This window comes from Sorangiineae bacterium MSr12523 (genome assembly GCA_037157775.1).
In the GTDB taxonomy this organism is placed as follows: domain Bacteria; phylum Myxococcota_A; class Polyangia; order Polyangiales; family Polyangiaceae; genus Pendulispora; species Pendulispora brunnea.
This window is the reverse complement of the sequence record CP089982.1, coordinates 75,746-101,572: the sequence shown is the minus strand read 5'-3', so window position 1 is coordinate 101,572 and position 25,827 is coordinate 75,746. Positions and strand designations below refer to the sequence as shown.

At 61.3% G+C, this 25,827-nt stretch carries 26 protein-coding genes; 18 read left to right on the top strand and 8 right to left on the bottom strand.

What is annotated here, in order from left to right:
• Nucleotides 1-348 precede the first annotated feature (348 nt).
• From LZC95_00415 to LZC95_00400, 4 genes are all read left to right on the top strand, one after another.
• A complete protein-coding gene (locus tag LZC95_00415; protein ID WXA95302.1) occupies nt 349-990 on the top strand; it encodes a peptidoglycan-binding protein in 642 nt (213 codons plus the stop codon).
• Nucleotides 991-1,011: 21 nt separating this feature from the next.
• On the top strand, nt 1,012-1,527 hold the full coding sequence (locus LZC95_00410) for a peptidoglycan-binding protein (GenBank protein WXA95301.1): 516 nt from the start codon (nt 1,012-1,014) through the stop codon (nt 1,525-1,527).
• Between the two features lie 82 nt (nt 1,528-1,609).
• Nucleotides 1,610-2,803, top strand: coding sequence for a hypothetical protein (locus LZC95_00405; GenBank protein WXA95300.1), 1,194 nt, complete (start codon nt 1,610-1,612; stop codon nt 2,801-2,803).
• On the top strand, nt 2,800-3,777 hold the full coding sequence (locus tag LZC95_00400) for a hypothetical protein (GenBank protein ID WXA95299.1): 978 nt from the start codon (nt 2,800-2,802) through the stop codon (nt 3,775-3,777). The genes LZC95_00405 and LZC95_00400 overlap by 4 nt, the downstream gene beginning before the upstream one ends.
• Nucleotides 3,778-3,793: 16 nt before the next feature.
• On the opposite strand, the gene LZC95_00395 is transcribed toward LZC95_00400, so the two are convergent.
• Nucleotides 3,794-4,306: a hypothetical protein gene (locus tag LZC95_00395; protein WXA95298.1), complete on the bottom strand. Its 513-nt coding sequence runs from the start codon at nt 4,304-4,306 to the stop codon at nt 3,794-3,796.
• Between the two features lie 202 nt (nt 4,307-4,508).
• Between LZC95_00395 and vgrG the strand changes: the two genes are divergently transcribed.
• From vgrG to LZC95_00365, 6 genes are all read left to right on the top strand, one after another.
• Entirely contained in the window at nt 4,509-6,779 is a 2,271-nt protein-coding gene (vgrG, locus tag LZC95_00390; protein WXA95297.1) for a type VI secretion system tip protein VgrG, read from the top strand.
• 9 nt (nt 6,780-6,788) lie between these two features.
• The gene (locus LZC95_00385) at nt 6,789-8,033 is read left to right on the top strand and encodes a hypothetical protein (protein ID WXA95296.1); all 1,245 of its coding nucleotides are present in this window, start codon (nt 6,789-6,791) and stop codon (nt 8,031-8,033) included.
• Nucleotides 8,034-8,038: 5 nt separating this feature from the next.
• The gene (locus LZC95_00380) at nt 8,039-9,016 is read left to right on the top strand and encodes a PAAR domain-containing protein (protein ID WXB00291.1); all 978 of its coding nucleotides are present in this window, start codon (nt 8,039-8,041) and stop codon (nt 9,014-9,016) included.
• Complete coding sequence (locus LZC95_00375) at nt 9,007-12,630, top strand: DUF6531 domain-containing protein (protein ID WXA95295.1); 3,624 nt, start codon at nt 9,007-9,009, stop codon at nt 12,628-12,630. Before LZC95_00380 ends, LZC95_00375 begins: the two co-directional genes overlap by 10 nt.
• Before the next feature lie 481 nt (nt 12,631-13,111).
• Nucleotides 13,112-13,426, top strand: coding sequence for a hypothetical protein (locus LZC95_00370; GenBank protein ID WXA95294.1), 315 nt, complete (start codon nt 13,112-13,114; stop codon nt 13,424-13,426).
• Complete coding sequence (locus tag LZC95_00365; GenBank protein ID WXA95293.1) at nt 13,423-13,884, top strand: hypothetical protein; 462 nt, start codon at nt 13,423-13,425, stop codon at nt 13,882-13,884. Before LZC95_00370 ends, LZC95_00365 begins: the two co-directional genes overlap by 4 nt.
• A gap of 10 nt (nt 13,885-13,894) precedes the next feature.
• Here the strand turns inward: LZC95_00365 and LZC95_00360 are convergent, their stop codons facing one another.
• Nucleotides 13,895-15,223, bottom strand: a complete 1,329-nt coding sequence (locus LZC95_00360) for a hypothetical protein (GenBank protein WXA95292.1) — start codon at nt 15,221-15,223, stop codon at nt 13,895-13,897.
• Nucleotides 15,224-15,299: 76 nt separating this feature from the next.
• On the opposite strand from LZC95_00360, the gene LZC95_00355 reads away from it, so the two are divergent.
• The 5 genes from LZC95_00355 to LZC95_00335 all read left to right on the top strand — a co-directional run bounded on the left by LZC95_00355 (nt 15,300) and on the right by LZC95_00335 (nt 19,178).
• Complete coding sequence (locus tag LZC95_00355; protein WXA95291.1) at nt 15,300-15,914, top strand: hypothetical protein; 615 nt, start codon at nt 15,300-15,302, stop codon at nt 15,912-15,914.
• A gap of 76 nt (nt 15,915-15,990) precedes the next feature.
• On the top strand, nt 15,991-16,425 hold the full coding sequence (locus LZC95_00350; GenBank protein WXA95290.1) for a DoxX family protein: 435 nt from the start codon (nt 15,991-15,993) through the stop codon (nt 16,423-16,425).
• Complete coding sequence (locus tag LZC95_00345; GenBank protein ID WXA95289.1) at nt 16,422-17,435, top strand: hypothetical protein; 1,014 nt, start codon at nt 16,422-16,424, stop codon at nt 17,433-17,435. Before LZC95_00350 ends, LZC95_00345 begins: the two co-directional genes overlap by 4 nt.
• A 320-nt stretch (nt 17,436-17,755) precedes the next feature.
• Nucleotides 17,756-18,508 (top strand): DUF4142 domain-containing protein, encoded by a 753-nt coding sequence (locus LZC95_00340; GenBank protein ID WXA95288.1) that lies wholly within the window; start codon nt 17,756-17,758, stop codon nt 18,506-18,508.
• A gap of 49 nt (nt 18,509-18,557) precedes the next feature.
• On the top strand, nt 18,558-19,178 hold the full coding sequence (locus LZC95_00335; GenBank protein WXA95287.1) for a hypothetical protein: 621 nt from the start codon (nt 18,558-18,560) through the stop codon (nt 19,176-19,178).
• Here LZC95_00335 and LZC95_00330 read toward each other — a convergent pair.
• The 3 genes from LZC95_00330 to LZC95_00320 form a co-directional block, all read right to left on the bottom strand.
• Nucleotides 19,175-19,792 (bottom strand): hypothetical protein, encoded by a 618-nt coding sequence (locus LZC95_00330; GenBank protein WXA95286.1) that lies wholly within the window; start codon nt 19,790-19,792, stop codon nt 19,175-19,177. The two genes, LZC95_00335 and LZC95_00330, sit on opposite strands and share 4 nt — an antisense overlap.
• Before the next feature lie 120 nt (nt 19,793-19,912).
• The gene (locus LZC95_00325) at nt 19,913-20,215 is read right to left on the bottom strand and encodes an EthD family reductase (protein WXA95285.1); all 303 of its coding nucleotides are present in this window, start codon (nt 20,213-20,215) and stop codon (nt 19,913-19,915) included.
• Nucleotides 20,212-20,946, bottom strand: a complete 735-nt coding sequence (locus tag LZC95_00320; protein ID WXA95284.1) for an MBL fold metallo-hydrolase — start codon at nt 20,944-20,946, stop codon at nt 20,212-20,214. Before LZC95_00320 ends, LZC95_00325 begins: the two co-directional genes overlap by 4 nt.
• Nucleotides 20,947-21,078: 132 nt before the next feature.
• Between LZC95_00320 and LZC95_00315 the strand changes: the two genes are divergently transcribed.
• Together LZC95_00315 and LZC95_00310 are read left to right on the top strand one after the other, a co-directional pair.
• Nucleotides 21,079-21,648 (top strand): hypothetical protein, encoded by a 570-nt coding sequence (locus LZC95_00315; protein WXA95283.1) that lies wholly within the window; start codon nt 21,079-21,081, stop codon nt 21,646-21,648.
• A 2-nt stretch (nt 21,649-21,650) separates the two neighbouring features.
• Nucleotides 21,651-22,592: an MBL fold metallo-hydrolase gene (locus LZC95_00310; GenBank protein WXA95282.1), complete on the top strand. Its 942-nt coding sequence runs from the start codon at nt 21,651-21,653 to the stop codon at nt 22,590-22,592.
• A gap of 6 nt (nt 22,593-22,598) precedes the next feature.
• On the opposite strand, the gene LZC95_00305 is transcribed toward LZC95_00310, so the two are convergent.
• Genes LZC95_00305 through LZC95_00295 form a run of 3 tightly spaced genes read right to left on the bottom strand, consistent with a single transcriptional unit; the run spans nt 22,599 to nt 24,994 of the window.
• Nucleotides 22,599-23,372: a DUF1223 domain-containing protein gene (locus tag LZC95_00305; protein ID WXA95281.1), complete on the bottom strand. Its 774-nt coding sequence runs from the start codon at nt 23,370-23,372 to the stop codon at nt 22,599-22,601.
• A gap of 35 nt (nt 23,373-23,407) precedes the next feature.
• Nucleotides 23,408-23,947, bottom strand: a complete 540-nt coding sequence (locus LZC95_00300) for a hypothetical protein (protein WXA95280.1) — start codon at nt 23,945-23,947, stop codon at nt 23,408-23,410.
• 60 nt (nt 23,948-24,007) lie between these two features.
• Entirely contained in the window at nt 24,008-24,994 is a 987-nt protein-coding gene (locus tag LZC95_00295) for a chitinase (protein WXA95279.1), read from the bottom strand.
• Nucleotides 24,995-25,272: 278 nt separating this feature from the next.
• Between LZC95_00295 and LZC95_00290 the strand changes: the two genes are divergently transcribed.
• A complete protein-coding gene (locus LZC95_00290) occupies nt 25,273-25,752 on the top strand; it encodes a hypothetical protein (GenBank protein ID WXA95278.1) in 480 nt (159 codons plus the stop codon).
• Nucleotides 25,753-25,827 lie beyond the last annotated feature (75 nt).

Genomic DNA, 25,827 nt, shown 5'->3' with positions numbered 1-25,827 from the left:
GTTGTCGCTCGACGAGTCGCTCCCACACGCGGGAACGAGCAGCGTTGCCCCCGTGGCCGCGACCACCACGCCAGCCAGTTGCCACCACCCCGCCCTCGAAAAAGTCGTCTTTCGCATCGCTATCGAACTCCGGGCGTCGCCGCACCAGGCTCCTCGTGAAGGGCCAGACCGTGAAGCGCACACCCTGGCCGGTTGGTTCGTCTGTTGCCGCTCTCGAGATACTCGTACTTCGGCCGCTCGTGTTCACGAGTTGCGTGAAAAAGTCACATCATTCGGCGGACAAGCTGAAGCGAACCGTTTCTCTTGCCAAGGGAGTTTCACGTATCCTCCTCGCGAGGACGAGCATCGATGGCCCTGCACACGGTTCGACAAGGTGAATGCATCGCGAGCATCGCGTGGAAGTACGGCTTCTCCGATTGGCAACGCATCTGGGATGCGCAGAGCGAAGACTTTCGGCGCAAGCGCCCGAACCCGAATACGCTGCTCGAAGGCGATGAAGTCACCATCCCGGAACGCACACCGAAACGCGTCAGTGTGAGCACGGGCGCTGCGCACACCTTCACGATCAAGCGGCCGCGCGTGAAGCTCCGGATCCGGCTGCTCGATCCCGAGGGCAAGGTTCTGAAGAACACGAAGTACGAACTCGTGGTGTCGGGCGTGACGTCGGCCAAGACGACCGACGGCAATGGCATGCTCGACGAAGACATCCCGGTGGACGCGATGACCGCCGATCTGAAGGTCTTCCTCAGCGATGCGGAGGTGATTCGATTGCCGCTCCGGCTCGGTCATCTCGATCCACTCGAAGAGACTTCGGGCGTGCAGGGGCGGCTTTCCAACTTGGGCTATTTGGCGGGCCCGCCGCCGGATAAAGAGGACAACGACCAATTGGCAATGGCGTTGCGTGATTTTCAACGCGACCAGGGGCTAGACGAAACGGGTGTCGTGGACGAGAAGACACGGGACAACTTGAAGCGCGCATACGAGGGGTAAGATTCGATGGAAATCGTGGTCATGCGGACGATGCCTGGCTCGGCGAGCTACAACACGGTGAGGCTCCCAACGACGATTCCGGTGCGCTTTCAACTGGCACCGGGGACGGGCCCAAACTTGGGCATTGCGAATGCAGATTACACCGTGGGGCTCGAAGGCGAGCCGCCGCTCGCGCAAGGAAAGACGGATGCCACGGGCCAGGTCCCCGTGCTTTTGGCGGCGTTCTGGGTGGGGACGCCCATCATCGAGATTCTGGGGACGCGCTACGAGGTGCATCTGCATTCCGAGCTTGCGTCCATCAAGACGCTCGCCGGCGTGCAGAAGCGGCTCGATGCATTGGGGTACATGACCGGGTATCAGCTCGTACCCATCGGCGATGCCGAGCCGGCCGACGGAGTGGATGGAGCACGGACGCAGCAGGCGATACTGAATTTTCAGTCGGATCATGAGTTCGTCATGAACGGATTTCTCTCGAACGAAACGCTGAACGCGATCGACGAGGCCTTTCAAGGGAAGGGAAAGAAGTCCCATGGCTGACTTTCGCCTCGCACCGCTTGGCCCGCAGGGACTGGCCAGTCCCGTCCCTCACCGCGTCGTGCCGGTGCGTTTCGCGCGGGCCGTGACCGGCTTCGCCGATGCGAGCGCGCCGGATATCGACGACCATGGGTTCACGAAGACCACGAATGGCCCAGCGCGCGGTCCCACAGTTGGCGTCATCGCCGGGCGAACCATCCGCGTACGCGTGGTGCGCGACCGGTTGTCGAAGGAGGCCAAGCTTTTCCCCGTGGCGGTCAACCCCGCCGTTGCCAAGGTGGAATTCCCGGAGGACGGCACGCCTCTGTCGCCCGACGACAATGGCACGCGGCATGGTGATTGTGTGTACATTCACGGAGTTTCACACGGTGGCGACGCGGCAGAAACGGTCGTGCAGCTGCACTTCGGCGCGAAGGATGGCCCGATCATCGCGGAACTGGCGGTGCGCGTTTACAAGCTCATTTCCATCAACGTGCAAGCACATGTCGTCGATCTTTTCGACGACAATCCCAGGAACGACTGGCCCGCCGGGCCAAAGCTTACATCCAAGCGGGTCGAACAAGGCTTCGCTCTTGTGAATCAGATCTATGCGCAAGCCGGTATCCACTTCGCGCTCGCGAAAGAACTGATGCACGAGACGGTTCACCATTGTGAGCGAAGAGGCAGGCTCACGATCCAGGGACTTACGCCTGACGACGACGTGGAAACCCAGACCGTCATGAGTCAGAATCCGGTACCCGACAAGCTCAATGCATACCTGGTAAACATCATCGCATCATCGGGCGTTGCTGCGGCTGTTGGGGTCGGAGGCTTCGGACAAAGTCGCGACAAAGCGAGAAAATTCGCACCCGATCCCAGTCGTACTCCTCTGCCATTCCCTGGCGGCCAAGTGGGCCTCGTTGCCGCCCTACAGAACGAGGACAAGGATTGGGTAACGATTGGCTCGTTCGCGCACCTGGCCGCCCACGAAATTGCTCACATGTTGACCCTGGAACATTACAACAAAAGAGACACTCCGTTCGAGCAGGAAGATATCTGGGCCGATCGCTGCTTGATGCACGTTCATGCATCTTGGGAGTCGCTGGAGGCGCCTCCCTTGCTCGGTCAAAAGCGTTCGAGTGCGAGTCGACAAGTTGGTTATGGGCAATTCAGTCCAGGAATGATCTCGCCCGGGCAACTTCTCATGAGCAAACTTCGACCCAAATTGGAGACGAGTTTTGAGATAACCACGTTGCGGAAAGCGGCCGCCGCAAAGACCTTCGCGCCACTGCTACCATGACTCAGCAACGCTTCGGTACGTTGATCCTCGTTCTCATTTGCCTGGGCGGCTTTTCTTGCTCACGCGACGAAAAGACCGCGGCGCCCGGCGTTCCCTCGGCCGTACACTCATCGGTACCCGTAACGGCGCCATCATCCGCAGAAACGGTAGCAAGCGCCCCAACGTTCACCACGGACGACTTCGTTCGGGCGGCGCGGGCGAACGATGATTCCATGAGAAAGAACGCAAAGTACGCGCCAAGGGATCTTCCGCAAGCGCTCGATGCCGCAAGCAAAACCATGAGCGCTAAAGCGCGGTGGAGTGCAGCTGGCTTCTTGTGCGAGGTCGATACGCTCGAGAGCAACGACGTGCTTCTGAAAATGGCAGCCGATGAAACATACAACGTTGAAATCGAAGCCGTAAACTGCCTTCTCGAACACGAGAAACTACCGTCGGTGGATGCAATCATCGCCGCATTTCCTCGTATTCAAGGAATGCACGCCATGCTGTACGACATTTTACTCAAACGGCCCGACGCAACACGCCTTGAAACGGTCCGCAAGCTCGTAGCAAAGGAAAACAAGAGCGATGACTGGGCCCGCGAACACGGAGAGCTTGCCGCCATTGCATTCGGCGGGGAAGAAGAACGCAGGACATTCGCCGCTCGCATTGCAGCGGTGTTGCGTCCACTTCCCGAGGACATTGGTAGGCCGCGAGTGGAGGATCGCAATGTCATGAATGTCTCCAAACAGCTTATTTTGTTGAACGATAAGCGCATGGCAAAGTCGCTCTTACCGTGGCTCAGCAACACGACGGATATCAACGACTGCCACAGTCATTTCTGCCCACGAGTGGACACCCAAGTCTGCGACGTTGCCGTGTGGACCGCCTACCGACTCGGCGTGACCCTAAACTACCCGCTCACCGGCCTCGCGCACTACTACCCCCTCGTACTGCGCGACATGTACGCCGCGCTCAGCGCATTACCCGATTAACGCCAGCGACGCTCGGTCACTTCGACCACGACTTCGCATCCAGCTCCGGAAACTCGATTTCACACGACCCCGGCGGCACGTCCGTGAGCCGCACTTTCCCCTTCTCATTGACCATCCCCTCGCGCACGGCGCCATTCGAAAGAGTGACCCGGTACCGCACACCCGACACGGGCACGCCCTCTTCATCGACGGCCACGATCTCGACCCAATCCCCCTTCTCGCCGCCGCCATCCTGAGGCCGTCGATCCTCGGGCTTCTCCTCAATTTCCGGAAACGGCCACGGCACCTCGTGGCGCTCGAACCGAAGAAGCCCTGCTTCCAGCGCGGCGTACAGCACGCGGCTCAGCTCGGGGGCGAAGCGGCGTAGGCGGCGACGATGGTCTGCGGTCGGCCGGGGGAGCGCCTCGTGCAGGTGCGAACCCGTGAGCGCATCGTAGATGGCGAGCAGATCCGCCGCTGTCTCATCGTCGCGGGCGCCCCAGTCCGAGAAGGCCTGCGGAATGAGATGAAACAGCGGCTCTTCAGCCAAATCCCAGCGCGAAATGCGCGTTGCTGTCTCTCGGTCATCCGGTCTGGCTATCCAGAACCGCCATTCCCGGCCGAATGCATCGGTGATCAGCCATTGGTCAATTCCCCACCGCACGCGCGCGAGGGTATCGGCATCCTCGGCGCCCGAGCAAGATCCGCGCTGATTTTTTGCATCCCCGGCCGCGCTCCGGTGATGCTACCTCATGGCCAACTCTGGCAACGTCGCGAACATCTTTGGCACCATCCACGAAGACCTTGCGTTCCAACTCACGGTCACGGATCTGGACGCCAATCTGCTGCGGGTCGCTTCATTTCGCGCGGTCGAGGAGCTATCGACGCTCTTCCGATACACCGTCGTGGTCGGAACCGATCCCGAAGCCGTCCCGCAGCTCGAAGAGGCCCTCGGGCGCGATGCGACGTTCGTCATCGAGCGTGACGGAAAGCCCGTGCGCCGCGTGAACGGCATCGTGACGGACGTGAGCCCCGACGGTGCGTTCATCGGAAAAAGTCAGGCGCGTGTCGTCTTCACCCTCGAGCCGCGTATGGCCAATTTGCGATATGGCGGTGGGTTCCGAATCTTTCAAGACAAGGCCGTGCACGAGATCATCGAGGAACTGTGCAAGCCCGAACAAATCGAGTGCCTTTGGTACGTGCGACCGGTCCCTCAAAAGCGAACCTATTGCACCCAATTCGACGAAAGTGATTACGAGTTCATCGCGCGCCTGGCCAGCGAAGAAGGCATGCATTTCTTCTTCAAGCACGAGGAACAGAAGACCTCACTCGTGTTCGTGAACGAGCCAAAGGGGTACGAGGAAATCGAGCCTGATCTTTCGATATCGTTCAACGAGACGCAGGGTGCAGTCAGCGACGAGCACGTGCGTAGCATTCAGCGCTCGCAGCGAATTCGTATTGGTGCCTTCGAGCACCGCGACTACAATTTCCTCGAGCCTGGCAAATCCCTCGTCGCGCGCGCCGAAACAGCCGGCAAAGAAACGACGGGCAATTCGCACAAGCGCGAATGGCGAGACTACCCAGGCCGATTCGTCGACAAAGACGGTGTCGGAAAACCGTTGGCACAACAGCGGCTGGATGAGGTGCGCTCGGATGCATCCATGATGACCGGAACGGCGTATTCGGTTCGATTCGTCGCGGGCAGCACATTTGCATTGAGCGGACATCGCGAAGACGGATTCAATCGCGCCCTTCTACTGACCCGCGTCGAGCTGGAAGGCTCGGTGCAAGGTGCCATTCACGACGCGGGTGGGTTTCGCGGATCGTTGGGCCTCACGTCCTTCGTGGCCGTTCCAGCGGAAGTCCCCATTCGTCCGGCACGAGTCTCCAAACCACCGAGTCGCATCCAGAGTGCGCGCGTCGTGGGACCGAAGGATGGTGATCCCTTCGTCGATGATAGCGGTCGCGTGAAGGTGCAATTCTTCTGGGATCGCGACGGCAAATTCGATGAGAAGAGCTCTTGCTGGATTCGCATGATGACACCCGTCGCACATGCCGACGAGGGCTTCTGGCAGGCGCACAAGGTCGGGTCGGAGGTCATCGTCGGGTTCATCGACGACGATATCGATCGGCCACTCATCATGGGTGCCGTCTACAATACGGTGCAGGCGCAGCCGCATCCTCTGCCCGCGCAGGTGGCCAAGAGCACGTGGAAGACCAAGAGCATTCCAGGCAATGCCGGGTTCAACGAGATTACGCAGGACAATACGGCCGGCCGCGAGAACCTTTTCATGCATGCCCAGAAGGACCGGACGACGGTGGTGCTCCGCAACCACGCCGAGACGGTGGGTGCCAATCAAACGTCGACCATTGGAGCCAATCAGACGGTCACGGTCGGCGCCAATCAAACCATCTCCGTCGGTGCCGCACGCACGGTGAACGTCGGAGCGGCTCACTCCGTGACGGTGGCCGCCGATGAAACCAATACGGTGGAAGGCAAACGAACCGAGAAGGTGAACACCGGTGAAGACGTCACGGTCAAAGCAGGGCGAACCCACACGGTCGAAACCGGCGACGACAAAGTCGAGGTCAAGGCGGGCGACCGCAACGAGATTTTCAATCTCAATCGCGACGTCAAGGTCACTCTGGCCGATTCGTTGAAAGCACAATCGAAAAGCGAAGACGTCGCGACGACGTACGTCTCCAAAGCCGGCGCCATGATGCATGTCCACCGTGACGGTGCGGAGCAGTTGCTGCTCATGCCCGGATCGGCCACGCTTTCCACGACCTTCGCAAGCATCACCTTGGCAGAGAACAAAATCGTTCTTCAAGTAGGCGGATCTTCCATTTCCCTCGCCCAAGACGGCACCATCGAGCTGATGGCGTCGAAAAAGATCGTCAGCTCCGTAGCAGGAAGTAGCGTGACCGTCGATACGAGCAAGTCGGCGGTGGCCGGGGCCTCGGTCGAGGTCAATGCCATTGGCCAGGCGAAGATTCAAGGCGCCATCGTCAAGATCAATTGAGGCGCCACGATGCAACGACTTTTTCGCGCCATCGAAACGCGCCTGCGCGAGTTCATCGAGCAGCGGGATGACTTTCTCTTGGTCCTACGCTGCCCGGACGAACAGTGCGCATATGTCGCAAAAATTTTGCAGGGTGTCGACGAATCCACCGAGCACGCATTCTGGACCTTCGGCGACGAGTTTCACGAAGCGACGGCCTATGCCGACACCATTGCGAAGACATTCTACCAACGCGTGGAGCTGCTCAACGCCAAGCTCGTCGAAGATGGGGAGTCCCCGTGGCCGCCTCTCCCGCCTCGCCTCTTGGATCGACAGACGCACCCCGTCGAGCGCATTCGGATCCTGTTTCTCTATGCGCGGAAACGCATCGATGATCTCGAGACTTCGCGCCTCGTCGTCGCACTCACCCCGTTGCATATCGGCGACCTTTTCGCGTGGCGCGCCTTTCTCCGCGAATTGGTCCAATACGACCCCGCGTCGCCGTGGTGCCATCATATGCGCCTCATTGCGCGCGAGAGCGCCGGTATCGATTTCGCAGCATCGTATGACGCTCAGGCCATGACGGATCCAGCTCAGTATCCGAGCACCCAGGTTCATGACGTCGATCTCAGCGTGGCAGCATTGCAGGCGTCACTCAAAGAGGAAACCGCCGACCGCAATCTGCCGCTGGCGGAGCGTGCGAATGCACTCTTGATGGATGCCATGGTGGACTATGGCCATCGGCGCTACGTGCCCGCCATGGAGAAGTACCGGCTGCTTCAAACCTTTTTTGGCACGCTGCGACTCGATCCCATGCTCGCGCTCACGCTCAATGGCATCGGGGAAGTGCTCGCCGCCACCGGCTTTCGCAACGAGGCCGTCCAGCACTTCGAAATGGCCATGACACCGGCCATCGAGTCCAAAAGTTACGCCGTACTTCTGAACATCACATTGAATCTGGCGAACTTGTATCTCACCCACGAATGGTGGAGCAAGGCGCTCGAGTATTATACGTCGGCAGAGAAACTGGCCACGACGCTTCTCAATGTGCACATCAAGCTTCTCTGCCTCGAGAACATTGGCTTTTGCCACCAGCGGATGGGAGACCCCGGGGCCGCGCAAAAGGCTTGGCAGGACGGCGTCACCCTTGCGCGGGGCACGGAAGAAGATGCCACGCGCAAACGGCTTCTCCTGCATTTGCGCGAACTCTATCAATCCCACTACATGGCCGATCGCGTCCACGCCGTGGAACATGAACTGCGAGGTCTTCCGTGAGCGGTATGGGCGCCTTTGCCGACGCCGGGTTCGACGCGCTCAAGAGCGACGTCATGGCCGTGGTCACGCCAATCCAGAATGCGACGGGAACGAACCCCGATGCTCCGCCGCAGGATCCGACCAAGCCCCCGCCGCCGGCGAATCCGGCTCGCGCGGTGGCCGACGTCGCGGGTGCGGCGGGCGCCGTTCTGGGATTGCCCATGCAACTCGTCAACGATGGATTCGCCCTGGCGACGAGTGGAATTGCCGCCATGTTCCCCGCTTTGCCAGCAGCCACGATGGGCTCTCTGTATGTCGGGCCGCCGCACGGCCACTTGCACCCGCCGAGTCTCGTTCCCCCAGCTCCGGCGCCTATCCCACTGCCGAGCATCGGCCCCGTGCTACTCGGCACGTGCATCCGCGTGCTCATCGAGGGCATGCCCGCTGCGCGCGCCGGCGACATCGGAATCGCCGTCACCTGCTGCGGCTTCGTACCCGCGTTCGAAATAAAAACGGGATCATCGAACGTCTTCATCGGAGGCGCGCGCGCCGCACGCGTCATGGACTTCTGCATGGAATGCGCACCGGGTGCCGGCGCATTGAATGCACTCGCGAAAGTGGGTATGGCCGTCGGCGCGGTGGCAGGCATCGCCGGCGCCGCCGCAGACATGGCCGACGCCGACCAATCTGCAGCCGCGGGAGATGCCGCGATGGCCGCCGCCCAATCGCTCTCCGCCGCGATGAATGCGGCACAAACCGCCGTCGATCTCGCCACCACCGCGATACGCATGGCCATGGGAAAGGACATCGCCGTACCGCCTGGTATGGGCTTCGTGACCGCGCTCACCTCGTCCACCGTGCAAATCGGCGGGTTCCCAATGGTGAATATCCCCGACCCACTGCATCTCTTGTTCGAGAAGTTCAAAAAAATGCGCGCCAATCGACGCGCCCAAAAAGAGCGCGACGCCGCCAACTCGCAAACAAAGTGTGAAACATGCGGGTGAACGCGACATGCATTCCGTCCCCCGAGCTCGCACACCGCCTGGTGGGCGACCCTGTCGACGTCGTCACCGGCGCATGCTTCGACAGCATCCGCGACGCCATCGTCGACTCCCCGACGCCCATGGAGTGGCGCCGCTACCACGACAGCCGCCGCACGGAGGACCGCGGCCTAGGCCCCGGCTGGCGACATAGCTTCGATCACCGCCTCGTATTCGACCTCGACGGCATCCGCTACGAGGCCCCATCGGGCACCGAGGTCAAGTTTCCGTTCTTCGGCGAGACGAACCAGCTCGCCGAGCGAGGATACACGCTCCACCGAGACGGCGACCGCTTCGAGCTTACACCGCCGGAGGGGCCCATCCTCACGTTCCGAATGGCCGGCCGCGCCAACGCTCGGCTCGAGAGTATCGGGATCCCCCCGCAAGCCATCGCTGTGGACTACTCGCCATTCGATGGAAGCCTCGTCGGGTTTACGGATTGTGCCGGCAATCACCTTCGCATCGTTTACGATGGCTGGAAGATCATTGGCATACGTGCACAACCTGCGAGGGATGCGAAAGCGCTCGATCTGGCGCGCTATACCTACGACCGGGGGTACCTCGTCGACGTCGAGGATGCGTACCATCATCATCTCCGTTACGTATACGATGTATCTGGGAGAATCGCTCAGCGAGTAGACCGTCGTGGATATTCGTTCTTTTTCGAATTCGACCACGACGGGCGCTGCATTCGAAGCGGTGGGGAAGACGGGTTCTTCGCAACGTCCCTTGCGTATTATCCACTCGAAGGATACACCGAAGTTACGGAAGCAGGCGGCGTCTGGAAGTACTTCTACGACACGAACGGTACGATTACCCGAATCGAAGAGCCAACGGGCGCAGCGCGCGAATTCGTCGTGCGCCCCGAAGATGGGCAGATAGCTGCCGAAATCGACGCGGCCGGCCGCGAGATACACTACCTTTACAACGAGAATGGGTCCCTCGTTGGCAAGCGCGATAGCATAGGGCGCTGGCTGCGCGAATCAGCAGACGAACCCGATCTACCGAGCAGTCCACTCGAGTACGAATTTGGCGTTCCGAGCGATGAACATTTTGAATTGCCTGCCAAGTGGACCGCCGAATCCACGGAAATCCCGGTATTCGGTGATTCGCAGCCGACATCGCCCAAGGGGCATTTGCCCGATGTCGTTTTTTCGTCGTTAGTATTTGCAACGGAGCCTGCTCGCGGCCGCCTCGTCGAAATCCGTGACATTCAGGGTCTGCTGTTGCGCGAGGAGCAAGAAGGACGAACGCGACGCTACGGATACGACCCAAACGGGAACATTCAGTGGGCGCTCGACTTCGACGGAGGAAGAACCGAATACAAGTTCGCGTCGTTGAATCAACTCGTAGAAACGAGCGACGCAAACCGATTCATTACGCGATTCGAGTTAACCAAGGACGGAGAAATATCCGCAACGATAGACCCAGCGCAAGTTCGGACGGAATTTGGTCGGGATGCAGTATCTCATCTAACCGGTGTCCGGCGAGCCGGGGTCGAGAAGGAAAGCTACGTTCATGATCCCGCGGGACGACTGGTCGCGAAGCGCGATGCCCAAGGAAACCCGCTCTACACCCTGAAGCTCGGCCCTCAGGGCGAGATACTCGAGCGCGCGTTCACCGACGGCGGATTCGAGCGATTCGAATACGATGCGCGCCTCCGGATCGTCAAGGCAGAGTCACCGCACGCAAACGTGAGCCTCGCGTACGATCTCGGGGGTCGCCGGATTCTCGATGAACGCGATGGAAAGGGCGTGCATCGTCATTTCCTGGGGGACGATCTCATCGATGTACGCGTACTCGAGCGATTCGTTACCCGGTATCGATACCACGAAGACTCGAACCACCGGACCACGATCATCACCGATCCGACGGGACGCGAGCATCGCGTCCGCGATCTCGGAAATGGGGTCTTCGAGCGCGTCTTCTCGAGCGGCATCTCCGAGACTGCACAATACCATCCCGATGGTCATTGCCTGCTCCGGAGCGTGTACTCTGCCGACAATCCGCAGACGCGGTGGGACCGGCGTTACGAGTACAATGGCGAGCGCAACTTGCTGGCCTCCCACGACTCCGAGCGGGGGCCAACACGCTACGAGCACGACGCTGGGCACCGCTTGCTCGTTGAGCATTTTCCCAACGGAACGTCGCAGAAATTTGCACACGATGCGGCTGGCAACCTGCTGCGGAATGGGGAGAAGACACTCAGCTATTGGCCAGGCAATTTTCTCGGAGAAGCGAACGGCCGGACATTTCAGCACGACGCACGGCACGCGGTCTCCCTGGAAACCTGGACAGGAGGATGCCGCCGGTTTCGGCGCGATTCACGCGATCAACTCATCGCCGTCGAGTATTTCAATTTGGAGCGACGTGAACAGCGCTCCGAGTACGTGCATTCCGGAACCTGGACGGCAAAATACGATGCGCTGAATCGGCGAATCGAGAAATCTGCCGCCGGGGCGACGACGACGTTCTACTGGGAAGATAACCGCCTCGCCGCCGAAGTGCTGCCAACGGGAGCGCTGCGCGTTTACATCTACGCCAACGCCCTGGCATTGACCCCCATTCTTTTCGTCGACTATGAAAGCGTCGACGCCGATCCGAAGAGTGGGAAGGCGTACGCCGTTTTTGCGAATCACCTCGGTTGCCCCGAAGCGGTTCAAGACATGGACGGCACCTACGTGTGGCGCGCTCGAATTGCCCCGTACGGTGCCGCACATGTCGAAGTAGGGCGCGACTTTCACCAGCCCATTCGCTGGCCAGGCCACTATTTCGATGCCGAAATAGGTCTTCAGTACAACCGATTCCGGACGTACGCACCGGAACTCGGTCGCTACTTAGAGCCAGATCCCATAGGGCGCGCCTCCGGGCTCGAGAATGTCTACCAGTACACCGTCAACCCACTTCGCGACGTCGACATCCAGGGCCTCACCCGCGTCTGCCCGTTGACGGGAAAGCCCATACGCGAGCGAAAGAGAAAGGGCCGCAACCAGGCTCCAGACACGGAACATCCGGACGCCTTCCCCGGCATCCGACGAGGCGGCGACAAGGTCAACGAGCACGCGAATCGCGCAGCAAAAATGCTGCACCAATTGGCCAAAGACTCGCCCTTCTTTCTCGGCCCAGACGGGAAGGGTCGGAGCATTACGGTCGTCCACCACGAAGACGGAACCGTATCGGTGGGCGTCTCCGGCTCGGATCCGGGACGCCGTGAGCGCGCACAGCAGCTCGTAGATGCCATGAACAAGCGGTACCCTAACCCCAACGCACGAGACAAGAAGACCTACCGAGCCGCGGAAAAGGACGTTAAGCCTAAACCCCTAAAGCTAAAGAGAGCAGAGGGCGGCAACCCTGCCGGAGTGTGCTCTGAACCATCAGCAGCTCAGGCCGTCGGGGAAAACCCATCTCCTCCACACTCATATCAAACAATATGGTCCGGTCCAGGAGAGAATAACCATTCGATGGGGCTCAGCACGCCAGGTCACGGTAGGTCACTGATGGCGCCATGCGCTACTTGTCAGAACAAAGACAACATAAAAACGTATGCGAATATGGCAAGCGGCCGTCCAACCCCCTAGCAACGTTTGCAAAGAAGCGGATGAGTTCATGTTCACAACAAGGTGCAGCGACGAAATTGAAGACGCAATCGACTTAATCCGACAAGTTGCGGGGTCGAAGATTGCCCGGGACCGCGAGGGCGCGTCCGACAAGGACATTGAGACGTTCAGCCAAATGGCACGTTTCTCCCTACCCCCTTTATACGTCGGCTATCTACGCAAATTTGGCGGAAGTTCTCGACACCTCCGATTCGGCCTAGACGGATGCCGCACAGAACTAAAACCATTAATCAAGTACTACTCCGAAATAGTCCCAAGGCTACCGGGCGGCGTTGTAGCGCCAGGAGTCGTTATCTCTGGAATTTCCGATGTTGAAGGTTCCTTGATGCTACGTTATTCCGAGGCCGCGAAACATGGATCCGAGGAACCCGACGTGATCATATGGGGCGACATCGACCGTCTTCTAGCAACCAGTTTTCGACACATATTGTACCATAGCATCATGAACTTGCGACCGCAGAATCAACCGTTCGCCATGCAGCTAGAGCGATTTCCGGAGGAAGACGAAGAAGAATTTGATCGCAATCGAAGCACCCATATGGCTCAGATAACAAATGCGGCACAAGATCTCGGATTCGAAGGATATTGGTTCAACGACAAATGTGTAAGCTGGCTTGAACGCAAGGATGGGTCGGTCTTATACGTGGAGACTGTCTATTTTCAAATATACACACGAGGGTATTTCAATGACTCGAAGGAACGTGATTTCGTTCAGGAGTATCTGACGGAATGCGTTGGGCTATCGCCAGCCAAGTGAAGCGCGAGAACGTCGGCGTCGTTACGCCTTCCGAAAGCAATCAACCAATTCTGGCGTCGCGATGTCGTCCTTGTCCGAGGCTCAACGATGTGTCCGATTGGCATGAACGCGGCGGTGAGACGATGATACATTGCCCCCCAATGCCAACCCTCAAAGATCGCCCCACACTCGCGGACTACCAGGCATATGTCACTTTGCTCGAACAGGAGCGCGGCTTTGCCAATCAATCTGCGGTGGAGAAATGTCTCTTGCTCGGTGAAGAGATCGGGGAGCTCTTCAAGGCTGTGCGTAATGCCACCAACATGGGGGTCGATGAGACGGCGACCACGACGCCGATCGGTGAAGAGCTTGCCGATGTTCTCATTTACCTATGCAGCATCGCGAATCGATTCGAGGTGGATCTCGAGGCGGCTTTCCGCGCCAAAGAGGTGAAGAATCATATGCGGACCTGGAAGTAGCGATACTGCCTCACTCCGGCGCATCGAACGTCAATTCGCCATCGGCCGTAATGCTCTCTTTCGCCCGCTTGTCCCACTTCACGGCGGCGAATCGATCTTCGAAGGCGCGGTACGCGGTGGCGGCGGTGGCGATTTCGAACACTTTGCACGATGGGGCGCCGGTGCTGTCGATGTAGCAGACTGCCGCGTTTTCCGAGTAGCGGCTCGCGCCCTCGATTGCGCCGTCGGGGTCGGAGCTGGGCCAGGGATTGTCGAAGCAGTGTTCGAAATACTTCACGACCAACGCCGGGCCCTTGGCGGTCGTCACGAATTGGGCGTCTTTCATTTCCTGGGAGCAGCCCCCTGCGCAACCGGGGCTGCGAAGGTCCTCTCTCGACAAGGCAACCGCCGTGACGAAGACTCCGGTGGGCGTCTTTAGCCAGACGACGCGCTCTTTCGTGTTCCAGGATGTAACGCGAACCGTGCCCACCTCGGAGAACGGAGATGGAATTGCGCCTTGTACGAGGGGCGCGTCAACAACGCAGTAGGGGCCGTCGATGAATCCTGGATACTCGTCGGCGCCGTTCTTGAACATCTCGGTGGCGCTTTCCGTGTGCGCTTTGCAGAAGGCGGGAAGCGACTCGTAAGGGCCATCGATGCCTTTGTCCGCTATCGCATGCGGCGTGCTTGCCTTTGCGGGTGCGTCCAGGCTGCCGACACGCACGGCAGGCGCCTCGGCGCGTTCGAGCTGCGTGGCGCCGGGGCGGCCCCATACGGCAAACTCCGATACGACGAGTTCGCGCCATTCCTTTTTCGTCCCGGGAACGACGTCGACGATCTCGATGCGGTATTCGCCGCCGGCGGCATTCACGGCGATGCGTTGCGGCGCCCGTTTCTCGATATCGAGTGCTACCTCGCTGCCTGCCACCCCATCACGCCACACGCGCACCTTCTTGATGCGATGATTCGCCTTGAATAGGTCTTCGCCCTTGGCACTTTTGGCGTCGAAGCCCGCGGTCATCGTGATGGCCATCACCTGCGCGTCGGACGGCACGCGAAAGGCTATCCAACCGCCCACGAGATCCCCCGTTTTTCCGTTCCACGCGGTGGACGGTTTCCCGTCGATGAGATGCTCCGGGAAATCTCGGGGGTTGTTCACCTTCGACGAAACCGCCACCACCGCCGGTGTTCGGTAGAGAAGATTCACCGGTGCCTCGGGCGGCCCAGCATCCACCGCGTCCACCTGCATCGTCGTTGCATCCACAACCGTGTCGACCGCCGAGCGCGAGGACGCACAGCCCGACTTGCAACCCGCCGACGCCGCGACGAACACCATGGAAAAGGCCAGGGCATACCTCATGTCGCGCCAAGGTTACTCCAACGGTCCGGATCGCGGGACAAGGTTGCGACGAGAAGCTAAAGATGGCGGACCGGCCATGATGAATCGACTTTCTATCTCCGTCGTAGCCCTGGCACTCGCCGCCTCGTGCGCGGCCGCATGCAGCAAGAAGAAGGTCGAAACCGTCTCGCCTAGCCCGAGCTCCATAGCGACACCGGCGCCCATCACCGTCGACGCCGGCCCTGCGGACGAACCAGCCACGGCGGCCGAAGAAGACGACACCATCCTGACGCCGGGGCAGTACAAAAACAGCCGATTCGGCTTCATGGTCGATTTTCTTCCCGAGCTCGTCCCCGGCCGAGAAGCGGACAATGGCGACGGTCGAAGCTTCACCTCGCGCGACGGGAGCGTCGAGGAACGCGTGTGGGGCGGATGGTTGGAATCATGGGGCCCCACGCTGAACAAGCTTTGCACCTCACTCGAAGGGCCGCCCAAATCCAAAGTGACATATCGCTCGAAGGGCAAGGATTGGTGCGTCACCTCCGGCCGCGTCGACAACAAGATCTTCTATCGGAAGATCATCGTGTCACGGGGCGCGTTCGTCAGCTTCGAGCTCACGTATCCCGAAAGTGCGCGCGCGACGTACGACGCCAAAGTCGGACCCTTGGCCAACTCGGTCACGCTCTACGGGCCGCCCACGCCGGTGCCGTGATTGTTGTCCTCCCGTTGACAGTTTCTCAACGAAAGGTGCGATTGTCCCTCCAGGCCACCAGCGCTACATCGCTCGCATGGGGAAATACGAGAAACGGCACGCGAGCCGATTGGACGCGGCCCTTGTCCTACTTCGAGCCGTTGCGGCCATTGCGTTCTTCTATCACGGGAGCCAAAAGCTCTTTGGCTGGTTCGGGGGAGGCGGACTGTCCGGTTTCGCCTCGTACCTCGAGAATTTGCAAATACCGCTGCCCTACGTTGCAGCATGCCTCGCGGCCGCGAGTGAAGTCGCCGGGGCGCTCATTCTGCTCGCCGGTCGCGCCTTTTGGGCGCTCGCGCCGCTCGTCTTTACCATGCTGGTCGCTGCGCTGACGTCGGGTCGCCACGGCTACGACGTGCAACATGGCGGGGCCGAGTACCCGATGACCATGGTCGTGCTCTTGATTGCGCTCGTCCTCACCGGCCCGGGTTCGCTCGTGGCGATTCGCCCGTCCCAAGGCGGTGCGCGATGACGTCACGGCGCGAATTTCTCGTGGGGGCCACGGCCGGCCTTGCGGCGTGCGCAGCACCGACGCCGACTGCCCGCCCCATCACGGGCCATCCGCCGGCAGCACCGGCGACGCTTTCCGGCGCGGCGGTCTCGGTCCCGGACGTGAACGCACCGCCCATGCCGCAGATTGCTCCGTCCGGCGTCGTTCACGATGGCAAAGCCCTCGGCGCGTTCGGAATCGATCCGTCGTTTGGCTATCCCGACGTTCGCAGCTTTCGACGCAAATTCGGGCTGCTCGTTCCGGTCACCAACACGAGCATGGAGCACGAGTTGTGGAGCATCGTCGTCCGCAACCAAGGCCCCGATGCGCTCGATGGGGTGGGACTCCATACGGTCACGATCTCGACACCGCGACCGCAACTCAAAACGGCCGCCGATTTGCTCGAGTACAAACGTCAATTCCTAACCGGCTTGAATGCGGCGATCACGCAAGCCCTGCTCGCCCAGCCCCAATACCTCATCATGGGCATGAGCCTGGAGCACATTCTCCTGGGCATCGACGAGATCCGCGCCGTCATGACCGATGTGCAAACGCAGTCGGGACTCTCGTGGGCCACGTGGCACGATGCGGCCCCGGCGGCGCTGCATCGGTTCGGTGCGAAGCGGATTGGCCTTTTGACGCCGTTCGATGCCACCGGCAATCGAAATGCCATTCGCATGTTCCAAGATTTGGGCTTCGAGGTCGTCTCTTCGGTGGGCTTCGCCTGCGCCAACGCCTTGCACATTGCACACGTTCCGGACGAGGCCAAGGAGCGAGCCATTCGAGAGCTCTTGGCCACGCGCGCGAATCGATTGGACGCCGTCGTCCAATGCGGAACCAATATGAGTCTGCTCGGTGTGACGGAACGACTGGAACCGATGCTCGGGATTCCCATTCTGGGCATCAACGCAGTCACCTTGTGGTACGCGCTGCGAGAAAATGGCTTCCGCCGCCCGCTCGTCGGAGGAGGCAGGCTGCTCCGGGAGTTCTAAGCGCGGAACGAATCCTTCGCGGTTCGACGGACGGTCAACTGCATCGATCATGCGGCGGTCACCCTATCCACGTCCGAACCGGGCTCGGTCACGACCGAAATCTGGGTGGACGGCACCAAAGTGGATTCGAAGACGCACGAGAGCACGGACGGGCCGCATGGCTCGAGCATTTACCTATTTCAATAATCACCAGTCCGCATCGGAATCTCGATAGGTTCGCTGCGCCGGCCGGCTCTGCACGTGGCGGTATGTCGATTGCTGCCCACAGGGCCGGCGCGCGCGCTCGCGTCGCACGCCGCGAAAATCAAGGAGGTCTTCTCATGCGTAGCGTTCGACGTATCTTCATGCATATTGCCATCGTTGGAGGCGCTTTTCTTCCTGCGCTGGCCTGCGGCGGAAGCGAACCTCGACCCGCTCAGCCGACGCAAACCACGGCAGAACCTGCAACTGCCGCCAGCGCAATGACGCCAAGCAATCCCAATACGAGTACGCAAGCCCCCAATATGCCGGGTGCCAATCCAGGTTCGATGGGCGGTGACAGCACGGGCGTTGGCACAGGCTCGACGGGTACGGCCGCCGATATGAATGCACGAAGCGGAACAAGCAGTACCTCGCGCGACGCGTTGACCGATGATCAGATCCTTCAAGTCACGCACGTGGCAAACATGGGCGAGGTCGAGCAGGGGAAAATTGCCCAGCAAAAAGCCAAAGATCCGAGGGTGAAGCGGTTCGCCGCCATGATGGTGAAAGACCATTCTGACGCAGACATGAAGGGCACCGAGCTCGCTAGCAGGACCAGCTTGTCACCCTCGGAGAGCTCCACGAGCACGATGTTGAAAAGCGACTCCGATGCCTCGGTGCAACGCCTCAAGCAGGGCACGGGCGACTTCGATCGCGCGTACATCGACGCGCAGGTCAACGCCCATCGAACGGTGCTCGACACCATCGACAACAAGCTGCTCCCGAATGCAAAAAATTCGGAACTGAGATCGATGCTTCAAACCGTGCGCGCGAAGGTCGAGGGGCACCTCAAACAGGCACAGGACATCCAAAGCTCGCTCGGCTCCAAGTAGGTGCGCATCTCGATGTTCCTCTAGCGGCCGTGCATGTAGTCTGGGGAGCGTGAATCCTTACGTCCCACCTACGCCGGAAGTCGGAGCTCCCAAGCGAGCCGCGCAAAACATCTTCTGGACGCGCGCATTCGTAACGGCAACCATCGTGCGCCTTGCCCTGATTGCCGTTCTGTTCGCCATAACGGCACTTTCGCCCAAGGTGGACACGGGTGTCGCGAACGTCCTTGCCGAAATCGGGCAGTGGGGCTCGACGGCCACGCAGGTCATGTTCTTCGCCAGCCTGGTGTGCGCGGGGCGATGGCTGACGAGCATGTGGGAAGCGCTCCCGCGCGAAGATTGGAAAGTAGTCTCGATTCCCATAACGCCGTTCAGCGCCGTGGCGTTTCTTTGCATTCCATTCATCAACTATTTTTGGATGTTCGCAATGAATCTGGCCTTGTGCGATCGATACGAGTCCCGCGCCTATGGTCCTTTCCGAAAGGAGACGGATCTTTCGGGGCGCGGGCTCGTGTTGAGCGCGGGGTGCCTGTCCCTTCTAGGGCTCGTGGGCGTGTTGGCGGCGGGGTCACCCCTCGGCGTGCTTCAATATGCCGTTACGGTGGCCGCACCGTTGTTCTGGATCTTTTACATGCGCCATCTCGATACCCTGCGCAGCCGGCTCGAGGGCTAATTCGGACACGGCGCACCGGCGGCCATCCAGGTGTCCCATGCCGCGATGTAGCGATCGCGCGGAGTGGATACCGGTGCGAGGCCGAAGCCGGGTGCCCAGCCCCATGAAACGAGCGGCGCCTCGATGTGATTGCGCAGTGCCACCATGTCCTTGTGACCATTGAGCTCGGGATTCAACAGCTGCTCGCAGAGCGCGTGCGGCGTCCTCCCCACGAAGATGAACGCACCGGGCGGGGGCATACGCCAGACCCTCGGTTTGCCGGGCGCCGCGTCCATGCCGAATGCGCTTCGCGGATTGCTCGGCCCGTGGCACGTGGAGCACTCCGCCCCCGCCGTGCCGTGGCCGGTAGGCCCTCGCAACACGTGTTGGTCATGCACGTGGCCGTCGTTGCCTGAAAGCGGCGCATCGCCCGGCGCATGGCAATTCTGACAGCGCGGATGCTGCAGCACACCTCGCACCGTCTCGAACGCTGCCAAACCGGCCGCGCGGTCAGCAGCCAAATCACTGCGCATCGACGGGGTACGATCTTCGACGGTATTCGGATGACCGCCGCACGCACCAAGAGCGCATGCACCAACGATGGCGGCCGCAGCCGCGATAATGGGCCGATTCATAGGACGAGTCACTGGTTGTTGGAGCCAATGATGATGCCCGACCAGCCCCAACGAAGCCATTTCGTCGCGCGCAACTGCGCGCGCGTTCGAGCGCGCGCCGCACGCAATTGGAGCTCGGTCCTACACGATCTCGCTAATCTGCAGGATTGGCTCGATGGTCGTGTAATTGACCATGTCGGCTCGCAGGGTCGCGCCATGCACGGATGTGCGCGCCCGGTAGTGTTCCAAGCTTTCGAAGTAGAAGTGACACCCTGCGACGAAAGGAGCCGGGCTTCCCGGTGCGCCTCCCGAGAGGCCCTTGTCGACTTCGTAACGCACCGGCTCGAGCAGTTTGCCTGCGAGCGGCATGTGCGTGTTTTTGTAGTATTCGAGGTCGAAAGTCTGACCTTCCTTGGCCGGATACAAGACGGAGAGTCGGATCATGCCGGAACGATAGCCGGGCGCAACCGTCCTTTCAACGCGAGAAGCAGCGCTGCACCGTCGCCTCGGTAGGCACTGCCATGCATGCAAGCCAAGAGCGCCGGGCGGCACGCCAACAACTTGTCGAGGAGTGCCCCGCCATTCGGCGCGTGCGCGTAATAATCCAATCCTTTGCGCATCGCCTCGCTCGATTCCAAAATATCGTCCGTGGTCACCGCCGGGTGCTCCGCTCCGCCTTGCGTGAAAAGGTCGCCGCAAAACAGAGTCGCGCTTTCTTTCTCGAAGAGATATCCACATTCCCAGGCGTGCGGCAGGTGCGGTGCATCGAACCAGACGAGCGTGCGTTGGCCTATTCCGAGCGATTCACCATCACTGAGAACGCGTGGTGCGCGATCGAACGCATCGCCGTTGATCATCGCATTGATGGTGCCGCAAAGCGGTTGCGCGTGTGGCGCCTTGTCGAGAAAGGCATTGAGCGCACCGCATTCGTCATTCTCGTAATGTGAAAAGCCGACGTAACGCAATTTCTCTACCGGCAATACGTTGCCAATGGCGTCGGCCGTCAGCGCGAACATGCCGCGCGGACCGGTATGAAAGAGCACCGGCTCGTCGTCCACGACGAGGTACTGGTTGAAGCTGAATCCACCCTCGACGCCGAATAGCGGTGTGCTAATGCGATAAATGCCAGCCTGTACCTCGTCGATGCGCGTGCGGGACTGCTCGTTCGTGATCATCGCACCCTAGTTCATAAGCCGCGGACTACGAATGTCCACCCTGCCCCGCAAGCGCACGGCGCCTCGATGGGAGTGGAATTTCTCCCTTGAACCGCTGTACCTTTCTGCCGCATGCGGGCACGGCTCTTCCGAATGGCAATCGCCGGCGCCATCGCAGCCCTCGTCGTCCCCGCGCACGCGGCCGAGAAGGACGAGAAGAACGAGAAGGACGAGCCACCGCCCCCACGCACCGATCCGGTGTTCTCCGCCGTCGCTTGGACGGTGGCGCAGCTCGTACCGAGTCCGCTCCTGGTTCTCGGTTCGGATCGCGCAGGCGCCGGGGTGCGCTGGCAGATCACGCCCTTCGTGTATTCCTTCGGCGTCGCCGAACATCCCGTGCGCGCGTTCATCGTCGATCCGGTGGCACGTCATAGCGGTGCGATCGAGCTCTACGCATCGCCCGAGTGGGCCTGCTGCGCGCCCGATGATCGGACGGGATGGATCGCGCGCGCCGGTGGACGACTCTATTTGCCGGTCATCGGGCGCGGGGAGACGCTCTCGTGGTCCCTCGGTGGCTCGTACTACCGCGCAGCCGGCGGCGGTGGCGGCTCCATCGAGACCGGCGCCTATTTTCTCTTCGGCACGATGGGTCTCACCGTCACCGTCTCCCCCGAGCTCGTGCAACGCGAGATCATCACGGCGTTCAACATCCGGTACTTCTAAAGATGCGCCGACACCTCCTTCGCCTTGCCCCGCTCGTTCCCTGTTTCGCCGCGTGCTTCGCGCTGGGCGGCTGCTTTGCCTCACGCGCCATCGGCCGCAACCTCACCGCGTCGCACGAGCCGAGGAAGGTCGAGCACAAGATCCACGAGCCCCGGCGGGCCGATGCACGGCTGGCCGTGCTCTGGGTCGGACATGCCACGGTGCTCGTGCAGATGGACGATGCGTTCATCCTCACCGATCCGGTGTTCACCAACTCCGTGGGCGAGGTGTCGCCCCGGCTCGTGGAACCTGGGCTCGATGCGCGCGATCTTCCACCGCTCGCCGCTGTGGTCATCTCGCACATGCATTTCGACCACCTGTCGTACGACTCGCTCGACATGATCCAGCACAAGACGAAGATCGCGCTGCTGCCACCGGGCGCGCGCGCCATCGTCCCGCGTTACGCCTTCGAGACGCGCGAGCTCGATCGATGGGAGTCGTACGACGCCGGCGGTGTGCGCATCACCGCGGTGCCCGTGCGGCACGTAGGTGGACGCTGGGGCATCGATCAGGCGTGGCGTCCGCGCGCCTTCACCGGGTACGTCTTCGAGTACCACGGCCTCTCCGTGTACTTCGGCGGCGACACCGCCTTCGACCGCGCGCACTTCGAGGCAACGCGCGCGCGCTTCCCCAATCTTTCGCTCGCCCTCTTGCCGATTTGCCCCACGGCACCGCGCGACTTCATGCGCCGCACGCACATGGACAGCATCGAGGCCCTCGACGCGTTCACGCTCTTGGGCGCGGCGCGCATGGTGCCGATTCACTTCGACACGTTCATCAACTCCGACGACGCGCCGGGCGACTGCCCGCGTTTCCTACGTCACCACATGCGCGAGCGCGGGCTCGATGACGACCGCGTCTCCATCCTCGACATCGGCGAGCAACGCGTCTTTCTCACCAAGTGACCGCTCTCAAATCTGCGCCGCGCCCACGATGCGCCGCGACTTCGCACGCTGCACGAACACCACCGTGTGCAACGCGCTCGCTTTCCACTTTGGATCCAGCTCCAATGCGGCGTCGCCGCGGAATGCACCGCCCTCGGCATTGCCCAGCTTGCGCAGTGCACGCACCACGGGCGCGTGGGCCAGCACCCGCCCCGCATTTTCCCCGCGTTGCACGTTCGTCGAGAGTCCGCTCTCGGTGATGGCCAACCAGACTTCCGCCGTGTCGTTGCCCGCCGGCACATTGGCAACATCCACCGCCACGCGATCGCCGCGTCGGTTCAAGGTCACGCGCGCTCGCGGCTCACGCGCCGCGGCTTGCAAGGCGCGCGCGGTCGACGCTCGGTCACCGCGATCGAGGATCGTTCGGCCATCGATCACGAGCTCCGGGGTGTAGGTGCGCGAATCCTCCAGCACCCCGGCATACTGCTTCTGACGCGCGGTGAAGCGCGGGCTGGCGAATCGATCGGGCCAGCCCAGATCGTCCCAGTAATCGACGTGCTCTCCGAGCGCGATGATCGACACGCCGTCGACAGGCTGCGTCCGTTCCAGCTCGTCGAGGAACTTGTCCGCCGGCGGGCAGCTGCTGCATCCCTCGGACGAGAAGAGCTCCACCACCACAGGAACCGCCGGGCCCGTCGCCTTCGGTGCGGGCGCATCCGCCCACGATGACCCCGCCGCCAGCGCCACCACCGCAACGGCCGCCACAATCCCCCCGAGAATTCCCACACTTCGCATTCGCATGCCTGGGACTACGGCCGTCCCCCGAGGCGGTATCGCTACAAATGCACCGGGGTCTCGTCACCCGTGCGCAGGTAGCCCACCACGCTCCAGGTGGCCACGAGGCGTTGCGCGAACACACGCACCTCGCGCGCACTTCGAAGTGCGACCCCGTCGCACGCAACGACGACGCCATCGACCTTGGCCACGATCGAATCCGCGCGGGCAGAGGCCCTGAGCGCGTCCGTGCTGTCGACGGCGACGCCATCGTGCAGATCCGAAAGACGCTCTTCGCGGGCAGGCGGGAGGGTAACGGCCTCGCTCGCATCGAGCTCCGTCGTGTCACGCAGCATGCGGCCCGTTTGCAGATCGCGCGCGTCGTACCAAGCGTCGACCACCATGTCGACGAAGGAACGCACGTCGAACTCGCTGCGCAGCGTCCACTCCTCGACGAACAGCAACACGGAGTGCGGTGTCGCCACGATCGACCGACCGGGCAACACCGCACCGCCTTCGTCCTCATGCTCGGCGTCCGCGTACAATACGTAAAGTACGACGTCGTCCGCCCGCATCATCTGCCGCGTCCATCCGAATAGCATGCGCCGCACCCTCCATCGGCCGGCGGCCAACGGAAGGTGCGTGCAAAATACACGGACACGTCAGAACCCCTTGAAAATATTCGTAAACTCGTATGTCGATTGCGAGATGCCGCTGCAGGTGGGCGACACACCGCCGTTCGGACACCCGCCGTTGTCGCGCCCCACCGACCAGAAGCCGATGAACGCAATCTTGTTCGTGCGCGACCAGGAGAGGAGGTTGCGCGCGTGGGTCTGCGTCGTGATCATGCCCGAGTCATTGCGGCCGATCATGGGCGTGACGCCGAACATCGCGCGCAGCTGGGCGTCGGTTTTGTTCGGCCAGACCTCGCGTTTGATCTGGGCGAGCGTGGCGTTGGCCGCCGAGATCATGGCGTTGCCCCAATCGCCGGAGTAGCCGAAGTTCATCAACATCGGGTTCACGATGACGTTCACGCCCTTGGCGGCGGCGCTCTTCAAGACGGTGACCGAGTACGGATCGAGCCCGTAGTCCTGCCCTTGAATGCGCAAGGTGTAGCTGATGACCGTGCCGCGTTCGCGTTGGATCGTGGCGAGCGCCGTGTTCACCGTGTCCTGCGGGATGCTCGCCTCGACGTCGATGTCCAGGTGCGTAGCCCCGGTGGCGTCGAGCACCTTGCGGTAGGCCGCGGCGAGGGCGGATGCCGAGCCACATAGGTTCTCCAGGTACGGGCTCATGGCGCCGCCGGACGCGATGATGACGTCGCCTCCCAAGCTTCGCAGCTCGTTGATCTGGTTGATGATGCGCGGCTCCTTGAGCGGAATCGTCCCGCCCCACTGAGGATCGCACCCAGCGCTGCTTCCGAGCACGAAGGCGAGCGTGAAGTACTTCTGCCCCGTTGCACGCGCGACGGCGGGCAATGTCGGCGTGTTCATCGTGATATCGATGTACGGCGCGACGCGAATCGTGGCGGCAACGGCTTCTTGCTCCGCCACCGGCTGGGAGGTTTGGTCGACGGCATCCGGCACGTCGGCCGAACATGCGAGTAGCGCAAGCGCTCCCGCGAACAAGAAGTTCGTAGTTCGCAACATGGTCGCGGCGCCGGTGCACCGTACATGCCCCGCGGAAATCGCCGCCTTTTTCGGCGAATGACACCGTGCGCAGTCCCACTCCTCAACCGAAGACCCTGATCCTCGCGATCAGGGTTACACCGATCAACGCGATCATCGGTTGGTCGAAAGAAGCCGAAAGTCCATTGGACCGGCCTTTGCGTAAGGCCGCGCGCCGTATCCGCAGGCAATCTCGACACTTAGCGAACGATTGAGATTGCCAATCTGCAGGAAATCAAAAGACCGCCTTGGAGGAATCCATGTTCAAAAAATGGAGCATCGCATTTGTGCTCGGTCTCGTTACCGCATCCTTCGGCTTGACGGTGGGAAGCACGGCATCCGCCGCCGATGACGTCGTTGACCAGGATGAAGAAGAGGACTTTGCCTCCGCGTTCATCGGAACGTGGACCTTCCAAGCGGGGAGCAATGCGTCGTCCCCGTGCTTGTCGACCCCCATCGATCTCGCCAACAAATCGTCCGAAGTGACCGCCGGCGCGAACGCGAACGAAGTCGTCGCCGACGTTCAAGGATGTAAGATCCCGTTCGTCCACACCGATGCGACGCACGCGAAATTGAAGGCGCGCACGAGTTGCAAGCTTACCGACGGGTCGACGACGTACAACGTGAACGTGACGTCGGCGACGTTGGCGCTGGGCGCCAATGGCGTGCTCTCCGTCGAGGGCGCCGGTACGGCGAATGTCTTCTGCAGCGTCAAGCTAACCGGTACCGCGGTTAAATAAGTGATGTTCTGGGGCGCTCCGCCCTCTCGCGGGCGGAGCGGCTCATCCCATCGTCAAAGCCGCTCCCCGACTACG